The organism is Ensifer sp. ENS02, assembly GCF_014851885.1.
GTDB lineage: Bacteria > Pseudomonadota > Alphaproteobacteria > Rhizobiales > Rhizobiaceae > Ensifer > Ensifer adhaerens.
The window spans coordinates 58,719-76,762 of record NZ_JACVAO010000021.1; the positions used below are offsets into that span (position 1 = coordinate 58,719).

Here is an 18,044-nt window from a genome sequence, read left to right on the forward strand (position 1 = left end):
CGATGGCAGGCCGATTCACGCTTCCGCACATTGATGTTTCGGCGCTCCATACCGCAAGCCCCTATACCGGCACAGGAAGCGGTGGTTCAAGCGTCCCACGCATCCGTGCAGAGCATGGACGCAAACTCAGCCACGAACTGAATGTCGCGCTCGCCGCAATTACTGAACTTAGAGGTGCAGATCCTAGACTGGAACCTGCCGCAGGCGGATACATCGAAGTTGAATTGCGGGCCGGCGCCAGTGCCGACGTTTTAGAATGGAAGAAGCAGGGCATACGCCCAGGGGCGACTAAGGACCGCGACAACGTGCGCACGGTGGCGCTCTATGTTCCAGATAATGCGCGAGAAGCCATTCAGCAGATCCTCGATGATTATCTGTCAGGTCCCCTCTCCCCGAAGGGAAATCCCCCGAATGCCAGTCGCGTAGAGAAAATCGAGGAGATCAGGCGCGCACGCCTTGAAGTCTTCTGGACCGACGACCCCAGTGCTCTGCCCGACAACCCTCAGCATCTGATGTGGTGGGCTATCTGGGCACATCGCGATAATGAAGCGGCCGTTGAGGACGTTTGCCGCCGGCTCTCTCTGCGTGCCGCCTCCGCCGATCGCCGGCTGTATTTCCCGGAGGCGGTTGTGATCCCCATTCTCGCGCGCCGTGCAGCGATCGAGTTGATGACCTTCGCAACCGGGGTCGTCAGCGAGCTTCGACGCGCGAGCGACAATCCGGTGTTCTTCCTTGAAGACGTCCAGGAAAGCCAAAACGAATGGGTCGACGATCTCGCCGGACGTATCATATGGCCTGGAAACGAGGTACCTGCCGTCTGCGTCTTGGATACGGGAGTCAATCGCGGCCACTCGCTGATCGAGCCGGCCCTGGCTGCAGCCGACCAGCACGCAATCGACCGTGACTGGGGCGTCGATGATCATCATAGCCATGGCACGGCTATGGCAGGCTTGGCCCTGCACGGGGATTTGACGGCCGCACTATCCGATCGGTCCGAGCGACGGCTGAACCATCGGCTGGAATCGGTGAAGCTCTTGCCGCCGCAGGATATGGACCCGAACGATCCGCATTCCTACGGCGTGATCACCCAGACCGCGGTATCGCTGGCGGAAATCGCTGCACCCGAGAGAAGCCGAATATTCTGTATGGCGGTGACTAACGACAATGTTTCCGGTGCCCGCCCATCAACTTGGAGCGCTGCGATCGACCAAGCCGCGGCCGGCACGATGAATGGAGACGACGACGAGGCTCCGAAACGGTTATTCGTCATTTCTGCCGGCAACGTCCCAGCCGAAATTGAATACGCTCGGATTTCCCAGCAGGACGATTACCCGGCCGAAGATCCGAGTCAGGCTTGGAACGCCATCACCGTCGGCGGATACACCGATCTAAATCAGATCTCCGACGTGGGCTACGAAGATTGGTCGTGCCTTGCCGGCCCCGGAGAACTCAGCCCTTACAGCCGCACGAGCGTCAATTGGGCTCACGCCCGCGCGCCAATTAAGCCGGAAGTCGTCCTGGAGGCCGGTAATCGCGCACTCAGCCCGGCCCGCCGAGAAGTTCTCAGCCTAGATTCGCTATCACTTCTAACCACATCGCCGACAACCGGCGCAAACGCCCTTACCGCGTTTCAGGCGACTAGCGCTGCGACTGCACAAGCCGCACGCATGGTCGCAAAGCTCACGGCCGAGCATCCAACCTATTGGCCGGAAACCATCAGGGCGCTTGTCATTCATAGCGCCGAATGGACCGAACCAATGCTTGAGCAGCTGAACAGTCCTGCAGGAAAGAAGGACCGGTACCCGCTGATGAGGCGGTTTGGCTATGGGGTACCTGATTTCGACCGGGCGTCGGCTTCGGCGCAGGACCATCTGGCGCTGGTCGCTCAGGCCGCTATCCAGCCGTTTCGTCTGAAAGGTCAGCGAGAATTCAACGAGTGTCACTATTACCAACTCCCGCTTCCAGCTGCGATCTTGGAGGATCTGCAGAACGCGGTAGTCGAGCTCAAGGTCACGCTGTCGTACTTCGTGGATCCCAATCCAGGGTTCTCGGCCAATGTCGATCCACAGCGCTACCAGTCCTTCGGGCTGCGCTTCGACCTACAGCGCCGAGGCGAGCTTGCCGAACGCTTCAAGCAGCGGGTCAATGCCGCAGAGCGCGAGGATGGTGCGCGGGCACCAATTCATGCCGACGACGCCAGATGGATGTTTGGCCCGGGCAGCATTTCGGCAGGCTCCCTGCACTGCGACGTCTGGTCAGGGCCTGCAATCGAGCTGTTGAGCCGTGAGCTGCTGTGTGTGAAGCCAGTTGTAGGTTGGTGGCGCAATCGAGCCGCCAAGGATATCGTCAATCGTAAGACACGCTATTCGTTGGTCGTGACGTTGAAAGCTCCAGGAGTCGAGGTTGACCTCTACAGTGGCGTAATCGCCGCGAAGTCTCGCATTGAGACGACGGTTGCAGCCGAAACCGATATCCTGGTCTAGTCTCGGCATCATTGACACCTGGGATGAGGCAAAGCACTTCGCCTGTCCGGTCCGAATGATGCGCTGATCATCTTATCGCGTGAAACCTATAGTTCATCGATCATATCGAAATCCAGCGAAATTGTTCCTGACTTGGCGCGTTCAATAGATAGGAGGCCATTTAATAGTTCGAAATTGGATAAGGCATTTCCTGCCATACTCGGGCTCTACGCGCGTAGCCCATCCAATTTTTCCACGAACTATATGAAACATTCCACCTATAGAGGTCTTATTGGCTTGCGCATGGGTAGCCGGGCCATGATCATCTGAAGTCAGATAATGGAGGTGCTGGCGCAGATCGTCTTTGAACTCCTTCGTAAGACGAGGTCTTTGGCCATCCACAAGCATTCCCAAAACAATCCGCCGCGTTCCTGGGCCACGGATATGGGTCTTCCGTAGGTTCGGCCGAAATCCCGCAGCATTGAGTTCAGTAAGAACTCTCCGTTTAAATCGCTTTATCGATTCGAAGTCATGAGGCTTTCGAGCTGAGAATGTTAGATCATCGGCATAGCGAGTGTAGGATATGCCTTCCGAGCTTGCCAACTTCTGAAGTTTTTCGTCTAAGGCGAGCATTGCCAAGTTGGACAACATTGGGCTTGTCGGAGCTCCCTGCGGCAGAAAGCCCTCATATCTTGATTGGTAAGCGGGGATGACGGGCCATCGACGTTCAGAGAGTCCTTCCGGGAGCTCCATACCTTGCGCTGTAACGGTGGTAAGGCGAGCCAATTCGAAAGAAACAAGGTCCGAAAAGCCAAGATCACGGAATATGCGACTGATCTTGCCCTCAGTCACTCTGTTGAAAAAATCCTGAATATCAACTTTCAAAAGATAGTCACAGCCGCAGTGAGCTTTCGCTGCAAACTCCGGCCGTGACTTGGGATGGTAGGCGTAGCTAGCTGGATGGGACCGCGTATGGCGCAGGATATTCCTTACAATCCAGTCTTGTACGGTCTTTAGCTCGTCATTCGGCACGCAAATCACTCGATATCGAGTGCGACCCGGTACGTTTTTTCTCAAAGAAAAAACGCGATACTTTTTCACCATCATCGAACGTGAGATGACCGAGCGAAGAAAGCCGTATTCGACTCCCGACATTTCGCTCAAATGACGCAAAGTGAGAACAGGAGTGACATTGGCGTTGGCCGCTACAATCAGCTCTATGCGGGCTATAGCATTGTCAATTGTTTCATCCTGAACACCATGACGCTCTGCTTCGTAGCGATAGTGCTGAGGGCTCCATGCTTGCATTACTTTGACCCCATTCGGTGGGTACTGGCGCGAGGCGTACCTAAGACGCCGCCGGTAAAGGCTCGTGCCAGTGCGCAGCATGAAAAACAAGCTACATGAAGCGAGCATCGAGAATCCGATGCTCTGGACACCCGTGGTGCCCATCGCCGCTTCCGCGGCGCATTCCTAATCGCTGTCATGGAGCCCTCAGCTGACTCGGATAGTAGAACGGATTCGTATCCGAGGGGAATACTGTTTTAGGACGTAACCGCCTTCGCAATCGCTTAAGCTCCAGCCGGCCTAAGAGGGTAAGTCGCCCTTTACCCGCGATCCAACCTGCTGTTCGACAGAGCGTTAGTTGCGAGCCCGCTTCGCTAAGCGGTATCCCCAACCTCGCCGAGACTTCCCTCGCACCGCGCGCTCCATCTTCGCTCGCCGCCAAAATCGCCATGGTGGAAAGCCAAAGCCGACCGTCCGGGTCATCTAATCGTTCTCGCGCGGTCGCAGCTTTGAGTATGCGCTCCGCTCGCTCTCTGAGCAAATGATCGTCATCAACAGCGAAAGCTTCTTGCGCGGCCAAAACACTGCGACCTGGGAATATCGGTTTCCATGAGTTCGCGCTGGTCCACAGGATAGCAGGTGCGTTATTGGGGCAACCATGAGAGAACGAAATAAGAGCTCCACCACCTTTCCATCCAAAGGGATCGCCGCGCCTTGCGGGCGGATATTTTCGACAGAGGCTGTAAGCTAGCTCGCGTCTCGCCCCTCTGAAGGCTGTGTGAAGGGTCGCGGAACTCACCACCGACCGAACCTCGTGAGGCAGAGGCATAGTCTGAAGGCGCCTCAGACCGATGTCCGTTGAGGCATAAGCGACGACGATAAACTTGATCAATCCGTACGATTGCCAGCTCCGAAGGGTCGCCACATGCCCAAATGATTCGAGCATCCTATAAATGCGATCACCCGAACCTATAAGATCGGTTACCAGCACAATGTGGCTCACTCGATCCTTTCGCAGCTTAGTTGGTCCAGGGTGCGACAATGCAACCCGTGGATTCGTGCGGCAGTAAGCCGTTATCAGCTGTGCGACTATACCTTCGCTGCCAACCTCCTGGTCTTTCGGATTGACGACAATCGGGGGGACGCCCGGACCCTCAGCTCGACCGTGCCGAGAGTTAGGGAAGAATGCAGGAACATCTCCCCACGCTAGTTTCATCGGCCTTTCCGAGTAAAGCGCGATTTTCCGATCCTTGTCCGGTCTCTCTGCTGCAATCTCATCAATGAGCTCGATAATTCCATCACTGAACTTCCGCGAGGAAACAAGTTGAACCTCGTCGAGCACCATTCGCGCAACATCGCGATCCTCTGCCTTGAACTGTTTCAACCATTCCTGCGACGAGGCTAGTCCTGATAATGCACTCATTTATCCCGATCCCGGTATCCAAAAGGCCGATCGTCATCGCTCGTTACGATTACGTTATTTGGCACCCTTTGCGAGGTCTACGACCTTCCATCCTTGTTTTAGTGCGATCTCCGCAAGCGCAACGAACTCCGACTTCCTTAGCGCAAGGCACAAGAGTTCCCGAGGTCGTGTCACCGCGACGAAGACATTCGTGGCCGCGGCCAACCCTATTTCGGATAATGACGCGGCCCCTTCAACTCCAAACGCAGTCGGAAGGACGGTTGCCAGATCGAGGCATGATTGGCCTCTTGCGTGCCCTTTCCAGACCTCGCTTTCCATGACCAAGATACCGTCGACCGTCTTCCCTTTGACCGAGTGGATAGAGCCGAGACGAATGGTTGCTTGCGCTATTGTGACCTGCTTAGTTGCCTGCCTAGCGGGCTCCACCCCATCCGCCTCTTTACCCCCGACGAAACCACAATAGTCGAACACTTCCCCCGGAACAGCCTGTCCATCGCCTGAGTCAAACATCGCAACCAACGCTCCGGAGAACCGCTTCCAAGCGACCTCCTCCCACGCAGCGTTGCCAACCAATGTGTGCTTGTGAAGAAGCGATCTTATCTTTCGAGGGAGTTCGCCTTCGCGCCGACCAAGGGTCGCCCAAAGGTTTCTTGCCGTAATCGGGCCCCCGTTTGACCCGGTCCAACCGTAAAGCCGCGAAAGCTCGGCAATAGCTCCACAGAAGATCTCCATGATTTCGGACGGTGGACGAGCAGCCGCATGAAGGAGTGCTGCTTTTTGAAGCTGTCTGCAGAGCAGATTTGCCTCTTTAGCCGCCCCGGCTTCACTACGATAAGCGGGATAATAATCAACGAGGCTTTTTGGGTGCCATGGTCCCTTGACCTTGCCGGTGACATTGTGCCGTGACGCTACCGCCCAGATCTCCTTCTCCGAGAAGGTTTCGGGCCATTGAGACCTCACTTCTTCAGCGAAGGCGGCCAGCACCCCACCGATCGTCTTTTCGTCGAAGACGATGACAACCATCAGCGTACGCTTACCGTCAACGCCTTTAATTTCCTGGGGAAGCTTGGTGGTCAGCCGGCTCGCAAAGTCAGCGATCGGCTGTCCGAACCGGCGACTTTCATCAAAGGGAATGCAGTTAGCACCTGGTGTCCAATAGGATGCAACCGGGGCATCGTCTTGGTATAGCGTCTGGTTGCAGTCGCCAAGACGCTGAAAAGCAGTGCCTCCGTCGGCGAACAAGTGCTCAAGGAGGTTCAATTGCTTACCGTTCGTGTCTTGTGCTTCATCCAGGATCACAAGGGGGAAGCGGGAGCGCAGCCGCTCTGCAATTTTCGGGTTCTCTTTAAGAGCACGCAACGCGAGGGCGGTCATATCGGAATATCGATAGAGCCCTTTCCTCACCATGGATGCTTTGAGCTTGGCGAGCGCCTTTCCGCAGCCTGTGTCGGCGCCGTGCTGCCCTTTTCTGCGATGGACCGCCAGCGATTCAGGCAATTCCGGACCGGTGATGAAATCTACATCTAGATCCAAGCCCCTGACCCACGAATCTACCATCGCCGGAGCTTTTTTTGCTTGTGCTTTTAATTCCCAATAGTGAGGAAGTGCTCGAGCCGCTTCCGCAGCAAAGACATCATCGTCGATCCGCCGGATCGGCCAGCCAAGTCCGCGTAAATAAGGCAACGCCAAGAATTGATTGACGAATGCTGTCACAGTTCCCGTGAAATGAGGATAGGCCATAAGTTGCGAAGCTGTCGGGTGGCGCGAGATCTGCTGCTCGACTTCCGTGCGTGCCGCATTGGTATGAGAAATAATGCACACGCCTTGGCTTCGGCTGTCCCAACTTCGCGAAAGGAGAGCTAGCTTGGCCGCCAGCAGCGTGGTTTTTCCATTGCCGGGTGCCGCTTGCACATCACAGGAGGCCATACTTGCAAGAAAGTCCGAACGGCTCTTGTCCGTAAAGTCACAGCCACCGAGCTCGGCGCCAAGCTCGGCCAGAAGTTCGGGGGTAATCGGCGCGATTTCCAGCACGGCTACAAGGTCCCCGCGGCAGAATCAAGCTCGGCCAGATCATCCTCCTCGGCGACGTCCCCAAACGGCGGCTTTCCAGCCTCATACGGTTGGGTAACGAAATCGATGGCACGGACGAGATATTGAGGCAACCGGTCACGAATTTCGGCTGGTGTGTCCGGTCGGGCCCGAATGATGGCCGCGAGTTCTTCGGCGACCTCAGCTTTGGATGCATTGCCGTTGAATACCGGACCGTAGATCTTTACCGCAATTTCCAAATCGGAGAGACCATCGTCTTTCCACTTCTGAAACTCCTTGCTCGCGGTTTCAACAATCCTCTTCCGCCATTCGGGCCGCCGCGACGTAGACTTCGCAAGCAGGACCGCCTGATAGACGCTTTCAGCCAGCAGCGGTCGCAATGCCAAATCGAACTCAAGGGTCCAGCAGTCTGCAATGAAAGCGTCAACCGGGTCGCCAACATCGCGGCGTAACGTTTTCATGCGTGCCGTGATTGCATCTGCATCCAGCTCGTCTTCGGTCTTTCGTTCGCCGACCAACGCTTTGGCTTCTTTTGGCGGAATATCACGATCCGGTATCAGCGCGACCGGAATTTCCACGGCTGGCCCGGCCTTGCGCTGTAGAATACGACTGTAGCGGAAAAGCCCCCTATGACCGACGTTGACGATCGAGACGCCATGGCGACTAAGCGGACGCCCTAATTTGTCTGCCAGCGCTGGCAAGAGGAGGTTCTCACCATCCCCTTCAACGACGATTAGCGCGCGAGCAAAAAAGAGATTGGCCTTGGTCGCATCGAGAAAGCGCCGGAGGAATTCATAATCGCTAATATCGAGACGAGTGTAGGCGGCAGCCAAGGGGAAGGCTTGATGGCCGACCATAATGGTCATCGTCTCGAGATCTGCGCCCGCTGCCAACTGAGGGCTGTGTGTCGTCAACAGAACCTGAACCTGCTTCTGCGCCTCGCCGGCACCAACCGCCGTGCGCGCTGAAAGGACCTCCATAAAGAGCGTCTGATGCTGTGGGTGGAGATGCGCTTCAGGTTCCTCGATCAGCAAGAAAGGAATTTGATCAGGATGGGACTGCAGAAGCAGTAATTCGGCGGCCATAAAGAGAAGATTGTTGTAGCCAAGTCCGCGTTGAACGCGCGCCCCACCAACTTTGGCATTGAGGTAAAGTTCGAAGCGCTCAAGCACCTGGTCGAATGAGCCATGCGCGCCAAGGTCCAGAGTAGCGACAAGGGGATCATCGGCAAACGAAAGCTTGTCGAGGAAGTCGGTATTAACGCTACTCGCTATGCCGCGGACAGCCGTATTGTCGCGCACATCCTTGTCGGCTGCTTTGAGCGTATCAAGCAACGTCAATTTTCCACCCACAGCACCTGGCTTGCTTTCGGGCCCCATCTGCGGCATGGCGCCTAAGATGCGGGAAAGGCGGGACCGACGACCAGCCCTCAGTTCGCGCTCGGCATCCCGAAGAGGCTTCAGGTATGTCGCCTTTAGATATTCGCGCACCTCTCCGTCGATCGGTAGGCCTTCGCCATCCTTACCGGCTCGATGTTGCGTTGTGATAATGCTGCCCCCACCTGGTGAGAGGCGTCGTGTGCTGCGGATACAGATATGGAGACGGAGTTTTCCCCTCTCGTTCGTGCACCACTCGAGGAACCGGGATTCCTCGTCCGGCGTAAGCGCATCGAACGTGCAGGTGATTGTAAATTCTGCGGCTCGGACGCCTGCGGCATCGACGTAGAAGTCCAGCTCATCGGGACGGAGATAGTCATCTCCACGTGTCCAGAGAGCGTATCGGACCGCATCGATAATCGCACTTTTCCCGGCGTCGTTGGGACCGACAAGAATGTTGAGGCCTGGCGTGAGTTTCAGCTGCAATGGCGAGGCGGGCTCGAAGCATCGAAAGCCCTGCGCAAAAATTTCTGAGATAAACACTGAATGCCCTCACGACTCACACCTACTATTAGTTCCTCGTTTGCAACTTTTTGAAAAGAGATAGCGTCAATTGGACACCGAAAATTGCAGTCATCTCGGCGAATGCATCTAGAACGGTAAGCTCTTCTCAACCCCGGGCATCGAGGCGAAGCGAACAGCCCCTTTTGCCCAGACATCACCCTGGCCAGCGCTTCGTGCAACCGTCTCTAGGTTTGTCAGCAACCACGTCGGCAGTTTGGGCTGGCCAACGAGGTTCCTAGCTTTGCTGCGGCACTGCCCGATGAACGCTTCCATCCGTTGATGGATCTCCTCGGTCGTAACCAAAGCCGTAAGAGCGCCGAAATCCTCAAGGACTCGATAGCGCAAAAAAGGAGGTAGAGCCCCGGCAAGATCCCAGCAGATCAACGGGACGTCAGCTGCGGGAAAACTCGAATCCTGCGGCAAATAGTGCGGACCGATATCAATCAGCCGTCGAGCCGCAACGACCCAGTAATGCGCGTGCCCTTCAGCCGCATTTGCGAAACCTTGCATGCCTGCTTGTTGGCCTGATCTAGACACCATAAAGGTGACTGCGTCGCCGCCCTGGATTGAAGCTTCGTGCCCATAATCTGACAGCAGCGTCTGCATCCCAAATGCCGCGTACATGCATCGCTTGTGATAGTCGGTCGGGAATGAGCGACGCAAAGCTCGGTCGACGACGGAAAATGAGCGCGCCACGGCCTTTTCAAACTGCATTTTCTAGTCTCCCGAGATCAAGTCTCCAAACGGCGCGAACTCATAACATGTGGCGAAACTACCGTAGCTGCTCAGCGCCACCGTTCGATGCCCCGAGCCCTGTGCACAATGGTGCTAGCATCGGGCGAGGCCAGTTTGCTTGCATGACCAAAATACGTATCATGTATGCCACGCGAGCAATCAGTGGATTCCGCGAAAATGACGTGGAAAACATATGACGGTCTCGCCTTCGGACACTCCGACAGAACAGTTCAAGCTCTTTTTCTCTTCACAGACGCCCTCCGACGCCCGATCGATCGAGAACAATACTATCCTCATCACCCCGTCAGGAGACAGTTTCGACGATTTCCGCTTCAAGACGCGGATCAATGTGTTCGTTCGCCGGGACTCTGCTCGCCTGATAGCCGAATTTTCCGGCATGATCGGCTTTCTCCAAAGCTCCAATGAGGAGGTGAATGGTGCTGATCTCATCAAGAGTGCGGCTCGGGACAAAGCGGTCGTCCCCGAGGATGACCTCCCGAAATTCTTTACGTTACTACCCGACCTCGATGCCTATCGCCAGCTCGTTGCCGACGCAGACGTCGCTGGAGCCCGCGAAGTCCTGTTGAAGACTTGCGATCTCGTCGCTCTGGGTGAGTTTTCCGCAAACTCTCCGATTGTGCGCGACGCACCGAACACTGCGGTATTCCAGTATTCCCTGACGCGAACCGCCGAAGCTTTTTTTGCCTACAAGAACGCAGGACCGATCCTGCGAGGTCTCGGCCATGAAGAAATTGGTCGGATGTCGCCGACGATCGCCGTGTCGTTCAAACTGACGGCTTTTGAAAACAAGCACGAGCTCAGATTCAACTTCGACCATACCGGCTTCTTGCCAAAGCGGATGGCGATCATCATCGGGAAGAATGGTGTTGGGAAAAGTCAGGCGCTTAGCACTATCGCGAAGCAGGCCATAAAAGGCGGCGGCCTGATTGATCCACAAACGGGGGAGCGGGCTCAGTTCAATCGAATGCTGGCATTTGCCCCAACGAAAGAGGCGCTCTCTATCTTCCCGGGCACGGCGCGACGCCGGCAATATGTTCGCTATTCACGTTATGCCCTGGCGCGATCCACCCCGACTCGAAAAGCCGGCGGTCTGATCAGCGCGATCGTCAGCGTCGCCCGGTCGAACCAGGCGATCAAGGATCGCAGCCGATGGCAGATTTTCCTCAATGCACTCGAAGCGCTGGGGGATCCGAAATCCATCTGTGTCTGGACGAACGACGGCATCATTCCATTGCGCTCATTGAACCGAGGCGGCGAACAGGAAAAACTCCGACGGTTTGCGTCGCTGAACACCCGGCGTGATCCGGTTCGTTTCTCCGATGGCAATGCGCTTCGCCTGAGTAGCGGCGAAATCTCTTTTCTCAAGTTTGCGGCATATGTGAGCTTGGAAATCGACAATAGCTCTCTTCTACTCTTCGATGAGCCCGAGACCCATCTACACCCGAACTTCATAGCGCGCTTCGTTTCGATCCTGGACAGCCTGCTGGCGCAGACCGGGTCCGCAGCCATCATCGCCACGCACTCAGCCTATTTTCTCCGAGAGGTTTTCAGGGAGCAGATCTCGATCCTGAGGGCTGACGCCGATAGAAGGATCGAAGTCCAGAGACCGCGCCTCGCGACCTTCGGTGCAGACGTTGGAGAAATTTCTTACTTCGTTTTTGGAGAAGACGAACCCTCGTATCTCGCGCAGGAGTTGGAGAAAAACATCCAGTCGTCGGGGATGACCTGGGATGAGATCCTCGAAAAATATAGCAATGAGTTGTCCCTGGAATTCCTGAACGAACTTCGGGCAAAGATTTCCGGCTGATGCGCAAACTCCCTTTTCCGATTTTCGATGACATCGCAGGCGTCGACGCACTCGTCGACAACCACAGGCTTGGAAGTTATCCGGGCCTACAGGCATTCCGGCAAGCCCTGAAGGCCGGCTATGTGCAGTATGACAGCGTCTCGGGGAACGCACAGGCGGTCGTGCATGTCCCGATCCCGGATCCATTGGATAAATGGCTGCGTAAACACTACAAAGATTTGCCCACCAGCCACCGCCCGATCGATGACATCCGCGAGGACAATCTTGCACTACCATGTTCGATGTGTGGCTCCTTGCATGCTCACACGCTGGACCACGTTCTGCCAAAGGAAGATCATCCGGCATTTGCGGTCTTCTCTAAGAATCTGGTCCCAGCATGTGATTGCAACCTGAAGCGTGGCCAGAACTATAAGGGCAATGCCGTGGGAGCGCGCATCCTCCATCCATACTATGACGCGTGCATGGACGAACGTCTTTACGCAGCGAAGTTTTCCGGCATGGATGCAACCGTGATCGTAGACCTCGAAATCCTGGTCGCCCTTACCCACCCGGACAGGCCCGCGATCGAATACCACCTGGATAATGTGATCAAGCGGACCGGCGCGCTAAACTGGCTGAGAAACCAGTGGGTCAAGTTCGTGCGCGCGCCGCGAAAAATCGTCGGGTCGCTGGACTTCATTCCTGCGAACCAAGCTGAATTGATCGCGGCTATCTGCGAGCATCGAGCCGCGCGTGACTATGCTCAGGGTTCTCTTAACAACTGGGAGTCGATGTTCGCACAGGGCTTGCTCGATCCTGCAGTCATAGCCTGGCTGTTCCCGAGACTGTCAGCAGCCGGTCGCGATGTCGGGGACCCAGTGATTGCCGTGGCGACGTAGACAGCTGGAAACTCGCCCCTGAAGACCTAACGCCTAGCCCACACGAGCGCTGAAAGCACCCTTACCATGCTTATCAAACAAACGGACTATAACCGGATCTACCGGGTCATTAACAGCCTCGTTGTCAACGAAGGCGGCAATCCCGCATATGCCTGTATGTACTTCAGCACCTTCGGCGCCTTTATCCTCGAGCACCACTACAAGATCAAAGCGGTGCCCAAAGGCGGTCTCGCCGCCTACAATCTTGGTGGATCGATGCTCCTTTTTGCTGATCACCGCGAGGACGGTTATGTCACCGGCGCCGGTGAAAGCTTCCATTGCTGGATCGAGGCCGACGGCTGGGCGATCGATTTCATGGCCCCTGCTTTTTCAGAGACGGCCAGTCCGCTTGGCGTGCCGTCAAAAATGTTCCAACGACCCATGTCGGCAATGGCGTTGTCGATCAATGATCTCAACCATTCGGGCTCCTTCTTTTACCAATCGGAGCCTGAAGCGACGGCCGCCCGGTTTGCGGATTGGCAGGAGTTGGCGATGATCGGGGACCTCGCCAGCATCGCGGTAAAGTGGTTTCGTCGATCTCCCAAGCAGATGCTTCCCTCGATTTCGGTGGGAGACCAGAAAGGGAACCTCAAACCAGTACCCTTGGTCGGCAACCCTCTCGTTGGTTCGTGGTAAGCCTATTGATGAGATCAGAGCCCACAACCCCACTCCTCAACTGTCGCGTGGCTACCGATTGTCTCGGCAACGAGCAACTTAGGAGATAGAGAGGAAGCCATCCTCTGTCCTTCGACATCCTGTTCAAACCGGATATCGGGCGAAAAGGTAGCCGGATCATCGTAGAGGGCTTAGGGATGAAGTGTTTTCGCATCGATGAGGGCGGCTATACGGGGTTTGATTTGCTCAACGCCGATCAGCGTTTTCAAGGCGCGTCTGCAGTTGCCATTGATAATGATGAAGCTGAAAGACTCATAAGGGAGCATTTTCCAACGCTGCAAGCCTCAGAGCTTAAGTATCGAGCTCTTTCTCGAAGGCCCGCAAATCATCCGCGTTTGCTCGGCCTCCTGCGTGACATCCATGCACACTTCGACTGCACAACATCGATCGTGGACAAGCGCTACCTTCTGACCTTGTTCTTCGTCGATTACGGCGTTGAGCCGTATTACTATGAGCGAGGATTTGACCTTTACGCCGATGGCGGAAACTATGCTGCAGCATCACTTCTTTACCTCACAGGGCCTACGCTACTCGGTGAAGCCGAATTCGATGAATTGTTGCTAGCATTCCAGCTGGCCGTGAAGGCGAAAAGTCCCGTAGCTAGGATCCGGTTGATCTCCGCTGCCCGGAATTTGCGCTGGCAGGAATACCCCGAGCTTCTAGGTCCGCTCGCCAAATATGCATCTCCAGAATGTTGGGATGCGATCGCTAATCCAGATGTCAACACAGACGCAGCGATGGTTGTTCTTCATTCTATGATCACGCGGCTCGAACTGATGACGACCGGGCCCTATCGCATTGAGCACGATCAATCCAAGAACCTGCTGACATATCATCCTCTGATCCGGCGTTTCATCGACCATGACCGTGATATCGAGTTCCGACCAACGGAAATCTCCACAATGAAATTCCCTCTAAAGCTCCGTGAAGTCACTCAGGTGGACTCGAAAGCAAGCCCTGCTGTGCAGATTGCCGACGTGATGATCGGCGCAGCACTGGAGATGGCGAACAACAAGTCCGGATTGAATGCTGGCGGACTAAACCCCGATGATGTCGAGCAACTCTACAGAGTCGGCCAAATGACGAATATGCTACCTTCCCTTGATTTCGAGGAGCAGAAGCGTTTCCGCAAAGGCACACAGTCGTCCGAAATGATCGACTATCTTGCTGCAAACATAGTAGACCCCCATCCGTCTGATGTCTGATGCAGAAGGGAGAGATGTGCTCCCGGAGCCCGATGTCGTAGGCGCTCGCGCCTACTGGTCATGAAAGACACTAACTTGAGCTCCGTCGCTTTTTCATAACCGTATCGCACCGGATCAGACGATCCCCCATGCCCGAAACCTCCCCCTCCCCGTCATCTCCCTGAGGCCAAGCTCGCCAACAATCCGCCGCGCCGCCTGCGGCGTGACGTCGAGCGCTTTCGCTACCATCCCGGCCGACACCAATGGCTTCGCGATCACCAGGTCGACCAGTTCCGGCAGCTTTGAAGACGTCCGGCGCCCCTCCAGCTTGCGCTCGAACATCCTGCGCGCCAAAATCAGCCGGTCATGCTCTTTCAGACCGAGCTCGGCGGCCGCGATCACGCCGTGAGCAATGGCCAGCAGCCGCGTCTCCCGATCGCGATGCCGGCGCCGATCGACGGGAATGGTTTTGAGGCCAAGGTTGATGGCAGCGAGATGGGCGCCGGTGGTAACGCCGGCCTGACGCAGGATTGAGGCGGCGAACAAGCGGCCGAGCCAAAGGGCGTGCTGAAGGACCGAAAGCTCGTTCCAGGCATCGAGGGTCACGATCGCCTTCAGCATCGCCGGCAAATTTTCCGCCTGTCGCAACACGCCGCGCCATTCTTCGAGCCGGGCATCCTCGTCCCAGTCGAGATCATAGATCATCGGATCTTTTTCTTGGACGCCGCCCCGGCCGGGCCGCGTTGCGTTTTCGATCGCCGCCTCCGATCGGGCCAGCGCCGCATCGATGGCGGCGTAATCAACGCCGGGGAGATTTCCGGTGTTGTCGTCATCCTCGCCCTCCCCTCCCGGGGCGGTTGCGATCATGCGCCTGGTGGCGCCGGCTACCTGCGGTTCGTCCGTTTCGGCCGCCGTGATCTCCGCCGTCATTCGCAGCGTCCGGATACCGTCCGCCGATAACGCCCAGGCGGGAACTTGGGCTGCGATACGCCGGCGGGTGCGCAGGACGTCGCGGGCGATGGTAAGTTCGTGGGTCGGAGTGCGGATATCGCGGGTGGCATCGTGGAGCACGAGGTCTTCGAGATGGACGAGTTCGCCGTCGATCCACAGCGAGGCGCACGCGTCGGCGAAATGGGCACGCTCGAGGAAGCCCGCGCCGACGGGCGAACGGGCGATGCGCTCGTCGAGACGCGTCAGCGCGACACCGGCGTCGAAAGCCGGCTCCATCAGAGCTGTCATGCTGATTTTTGAGATATCGTAAGCCATTGAAATCATGGTAAATGATTTCCTAAAGGAACTCTATAATAATATTACAGTTCCTCACATGGTACGGTTGCCGGTCGGCGGGGTAACCATCGATAAGTTTCAGGTATCGATAGTGATGGATTTGGAGTCGCAAATCGCCTAAAATCGCGCAAAGCTACAGCTAGCGAAGCCTCAAAATTGGCGACAAAGATACCTTCCGATGCCGTCCATCGCCGCGCCGAAGAACTCGACGTCCTAGACGCCATCCTCCCCTTCGATCGCCGCGATCAGCTTGCAGCCCTTCTCACCGACGACGACGTTGCAACACTCAAGTATCTTGCCCGCGAAGGCATGGGCGACAACACGCTCAGAGCGCTGGCGTCAGATCTCGGCTATCTCGAGGCCTGGTGTCAGCTTGCCACCGGCAGCCCCCTCCCCTGGCCGGCGCCGGAAAGCCTGCTGCTGAAATTCGTCGCCCACCACCTTTGGGATCCGATCAAACGTGCCGAGGACGCCGATCACGGGATGCCTGCCGACGTCGAGGCGGGCTTGCGCGAAGGCCGCTTGCTTCGCGCGAAAGGCCCCCATGCCCCTGACACGGTTCGACGGCGCCTGACCAGCTGGTCAGTCCTCACCCGCTGGCGTGGGCTCACCGGTGCCTTCAACGGTCCTTCGCTCAAGTCCGCCTTGCGTCTGGCTGTACGCGCCAACGCCAGACCGCGACAGCGCAAAAGCAGGAAGGCCGTCGCAGCCGACATTCTCGCAAAACTGCTGCAGGCCTGCGCCGGCGAGCGCCTGGTCGATCTGCGCGACCGGGCGCTGCTTCTAACTGCATTTGCTTCGGGCGGGCGGCGGCGATCGGAAGTGGCGGCCCTGCGCGTCGAGGATCTTGTCGACGAAGACCCCGTTCGTGCCGATCCGAACGACGCGAACTCCCCTGCCCTGCCCTGCCTGTCGATCCGCCTCGGCCGCACAAAGACGACGACCAGCGATGACGATGAACACGTCGTTCTGATTGGCCGGCCGGTGGTCGCGCTCAAGCACTTGCTCGAGCAGGCGAACGTCAAGGATGGCCCAGTGTTCCGACGCGTTGACCAATGGGGAAATATCGACCGACGGGCGCTGACCCCTCAGTCGATCAATCTGATCCTGAAGACCCGTTGCAAACAGGCCGGATTCGATCCGGCACTGTTCTCGGCGCATGGCTTGCGGTCTGGCTACCTGACCGAAGCCGCCAACCGCGGTATCCCCCTCCCCGAAGCCATGCAGCAGTCATTGCACAAGTCGGTGACGCAGGCTGCCCGCTACTACAACGACGCGGAACGCAAGCAGGGACGCGCAGCCCGGTTGATGATCTGAGAACGGAACAGCGCCTGCCATTCGCTATCACGATCCGAACAGCCGCCTATCCCAATATACTGGCTGATGAAGGCTGACGGTGATGCTCGCAAAGTCAGGATGAGCAGGGTTGATGATTATGTTCTGATCGAGCCGGGCCACGACACTCGGCACGATTAGAACGGCACTGCGCTTTTGCAGGCACCAGGCCTCGCCGAACGCCTTGCTTGCCACCGCCGGCATTGAGTCCCAACCGGGCACCGCAGCGGTTGAAAACACCTCATAGGTCAGCCCCCTTGGAATTGTCACCTGAACATAGTGCTGGTTCGGCGGTAGCCGCCCGCTGCCGTGCACGAGCTTTTCCAATACAGCGGTGGAATAGTGTTCGCTTGTGTAGATGACAGGCGTTCCGGGCGTGTTCCAACGCCCGGGCGCAATCGTAGAACCTGTGGCGTCAAAGATCGGATAAGCCCCGTTGGGATCTCCTATTCGGAAAGACGACAGTGTTCGATCAAGAACCTGGGCCGTCACGCAGCACTTCCGTATTTGAGACTGGCGAGGATCTCCAGCACCAGTTCCGCGCCGATCTCATTTTGAATGACGACATCAATCGGAGCTCGATCCTCAAGCATGGGGTGGCTTCGGAACAGGAAATCCCGCGCCGCGTCTGGCCCTTGCCAAACGTCCACGGCGAGGTTCCACACCCGCGCGACGCGGGCGACCCTCATGCCTTCCTCTGGAGAGAGCCGCAGGCTGACCTTGCGCCGTTCCAAAGTGGCCTTGGGTACGAACCGATATTTGAAATGCCCGTCATTCGGAGCAAGCAGATGCGAGACGCGCTCTAGCACCGTGATCGGCAACCCGCCTTCAATTCGGGAAACCAGACCGAGCGGCGATCGCGCTCCGATTTCCTTGGGAGGAAGACCAAGTACATCTGCTACTTTTTCAAATGCCAACATCG

General features: G+C 56.9%; 13 protein-coding genes. 6 read left to right on the top strand and 7 right to left on the bottom strand.

All coding sequences use genetic code 11. The features are described 5' to 3' along the window. Nucleotides 1–2 precede the first annotated feature (2 nt). Entirely contained in the window at nucleotides 3–2,483 is a 2,481-nt protein-coding gene (locus IB262_RS30790) for a S8 family peptidase (protein WP_192494161.1), read from the top strand. Nucleotides 2,484–2,624: 141 nt separating this feature from the next. On the opposite strand, the gene IB262_RS30795 is transcribed toward IB262_RS30790, so the two are convergent. The 4 genes from IB262_RS30795 to IB262_RS30810 all read right to left on the bottom strand — a co-directional run bounded on the left by IB262_RS30795 (nucleotide 2,625) and on the right by IB262_RS30810 (nucleotide 9,875). Continuing rightward, nucleotides 2,625–3,914 carry a reverse transcriptase family protein gene (locus IB262_RS30795; RefSeq protein ID WP_192494162.1) on the bottom strand — a complete coding sequence of 430 codons (1,290 nt, stop codon included), beginning with the start codon at nucleotides 3,912–3,914 and terminating at the stop codon, nucleotides 2,625–2,627. Nucleotides 3,915–5,226: 1,312 nt separating this feature from the next. After that, nucleotides 5,227–7,203, bottom strand: a complete 1,977-nt coding sequence (locus IB262_RS30800) for a UvrD-helicase domain-containing protein (protein ID WP_192494163.1) — start codon at nucleotides 7,201–7,203, stop codon at nucleotides 5,227–5,229. A gap of 2 nt (nucleotides 7,204–7,205) precedes the next feature. Next, a complete protein-coding gene (locus tag IB262_RS30805) occupies nucleotides 7,206–9,140 on the bottom strand; it encodes an AAA family ATPase (RefSeq protein WP_192494164.1) in 1,935 nt (644 codons plus the stop codon). 108 nt (nucleotides 9,141–9,248) lie between these two features. Next, nucleotides 9,249–9,875: a hypothetical protein gene (locus tag IB262_RS30810; RefSeq protein WP_192494165.1), complete on the bottom strand. Its 627-nt coding sequence runs from the start codon at nucleotides 9,873–9,875 to the stop codon at nucleotides 9,249–9,251. Between the two features lie 214 nt (nucleotides 9,876–10,089). Here IB262_RS30810 and IB262_RS30815 point away from each other — a divergent pair, with 214 nt between their 5' ends. The 4 genes from IB262_RS30815 (at nucleotide 10,090) to IB262_RS30830 (ending at nucleotide 14,521) form a co-directional block, all read left to right on the top strand. Continuing rightward, nucleotides 10,090–11,724: an AAA family ATPase gene (locus tag IB262_RS30815; RefSeq protein ID WP_192494166.1), complete on the top strand. Its 1,635-nt coding sequence runs from the start codon at nucleotides 10,090–10,092 to the stop codon at nucleotides 11,722–11,724. After that, a complete protein-coding gene (locus tag IB262_RS30820) occupies nucleotides 11,724–12,602 on the top strand; it encodes a hypothetical protein (RefSeq protein ID WP_117195581.1) in 879 nt (292 codons plus the stop codon). The genes IB262_RS30815 and IB262_RS30820 overlap by 1 nt, the downstream gene beginning before the upstream one ends. Nucleotides 12,603–12,668: 66 nt before the next feature. Next, the gene (locus IB262_RS30825) at nucleotides 12,669–13,277 is read left to right on the top strand and encodes a DUF2026 family protein (RefSeq protein ID WP_192494167.1); all 609 of its coding nucleotides are present in this window, start codon (nucleotides 12,669–12,671) and stop codon (nucleotides 13,275–13,277) included. Between the two features lie 176 nt (nucleotides 13,278–13,453). After that, the gene (locus IB262_RS30830) at nucleotides 13,454–14,521 is read left to right on the top strand and encodes a hypothetical protein (protein ID WP_192494168.1); all 1,068 of its coding nucleotides are present in this window, start codon (nucleotides 13,454–13,456) and stop codon (nucleotides 14,519–14,521) included. Between the two features lie 114 nt (nucleotides 14,522–14,635). On the opposite strand, the gene IB262_RS30835 is transcribed toward IB262_RS30830, so the two are convergent. Next, nucleotides 14,636–15,775, bottom strand: coding sequence for an RHE_PE00001 family protein (locus IB262_RS30835; RefSeq protein ID WP_192494169.1), 1,140 nt, complete (start codon nucleotides 15,773–15,775; stop codon nucleotides 14,636–14,638). A gap of 168 nt (nucleotides 15,776–15,943) precedes the next feature. Here IB262_RS30835 and IB262_RS30840 point away from each other — a divergent pair, with 168 nt between their 5' ends. Continuing rightward, on the top strand, nucleotides 15,944–17,104 hold the full coding sequence (locus IB262_RS30840; RefSeq protein ID WP_210337741.1) for a site-specific integrase: 1,161 nt from the start codon (nucleotides 15,944–15,946) through the stop codon (nucleotides 17,102–17,104). A 27-nt stretch (nucleotides 17,105–17,131) separates the two neighbouring features. Here IB262_RS30840 and IB262_RS30845 read toward each other — a convergent pair whose 3' ends face one another. Together IB262_RS30845 and IB262_RS30850 are read right to left on the bottom strand one after the other, a co-directional pair. Beyond that, nucleotides 17,132–17,614: an RES family NAD+ phosphorylase gene (locus IB262_RS30845; protein WP_192494170.1), complete on the bottom strand. Its 483-nt coding sequence runs from the start codon at nucleotides 17,612–17,614 to the stop codon at nucleotides 17,132–17,134. After that, the gene (locus IB262_RS30850; protein ID WP_037381763.1) at nucleotides 17,611–18,042 is read right to left on the bottom strand and encodes an antitoxin Xre/MbcA/ParS toxin-binding domain-containing protein; all 432 of its coding nucleotides are present in this window, start codon (nucleotides 18,040–18,042) and stop codon (nucleotides 17,611–17,613) included. The genes IB262_RS30845 and IB262_RS30850 overlap by 4 nt, the downstream gene beginning before the upstream one ends. Nucleotides 18,043–18,044: the final 2 nt, after the last annotated feature.

Bases quoted from the DNA above. Each gene is read 5' to 3' on its own strand.
- IB262_RS30825 (WP_192494167.1), top strand. From the start codon at position 12,669: ATGCTTATCAAACAAACGGACTATAACCGGATCTACCGGGTCATTAAC.
- IB262_RS30830 (WP_192494168.1), top strand. From the start codon at position 13,454: ATGAAGTGTTTTCGCATCGATGAGGGCGGCTATACGGGGTTTGATTTG.
- IB262_RS30835 (WP_192494169.1), bottom strand. From the start codon at position 15,775: ATGATTTCAATGGCTTACGATATCTCAAAAATCAGCATGACAGCTCTG.
- IB262_RS30815 (WP_192494166.1), top strand. From the start codon at position 10,090: ATGACGGTCTCGCCTTCGGACACTCCGACAGAACAGTTCAAGCTCTTT.
- IB262_RS30820 (WP_117195581.1), top strand. From the start codon at position 11,724: ATGCGCAAACTCCCTTTTCCGATTTTCGATGACATCGCAGGCGTCGAC.
- IB262_RS30810 (WP_192494165.1), bottom strand. From the start codon at position 9,875: ATGCAGTTTGAAAAGGCCGTGGCGCGCTCATTTTCCGTCGTCGACCGA.
- IB262_RS30790 (WP_192494161.1), top strand. From the start codon at position 3: ATGGCAGGCCGATTCACGCTTCCGCACATTGATGTTTCGGCGCTCCAT.
- IB262_RS30795 (WP_192494162.1), bottom strand. From the start codon at position 3,914: ATGGGCACCACGGGTGTCCAGAGCATCGGATTCTCGATGCTCGCTTCA.
- IB262_RS30850 (WP_037381763.1), bottom strand. From the start codon at position 18,042: ATGTTGGCATTTGAAAAAGTAGCAGATGTACTTGGTCTTCCTCCCAAG.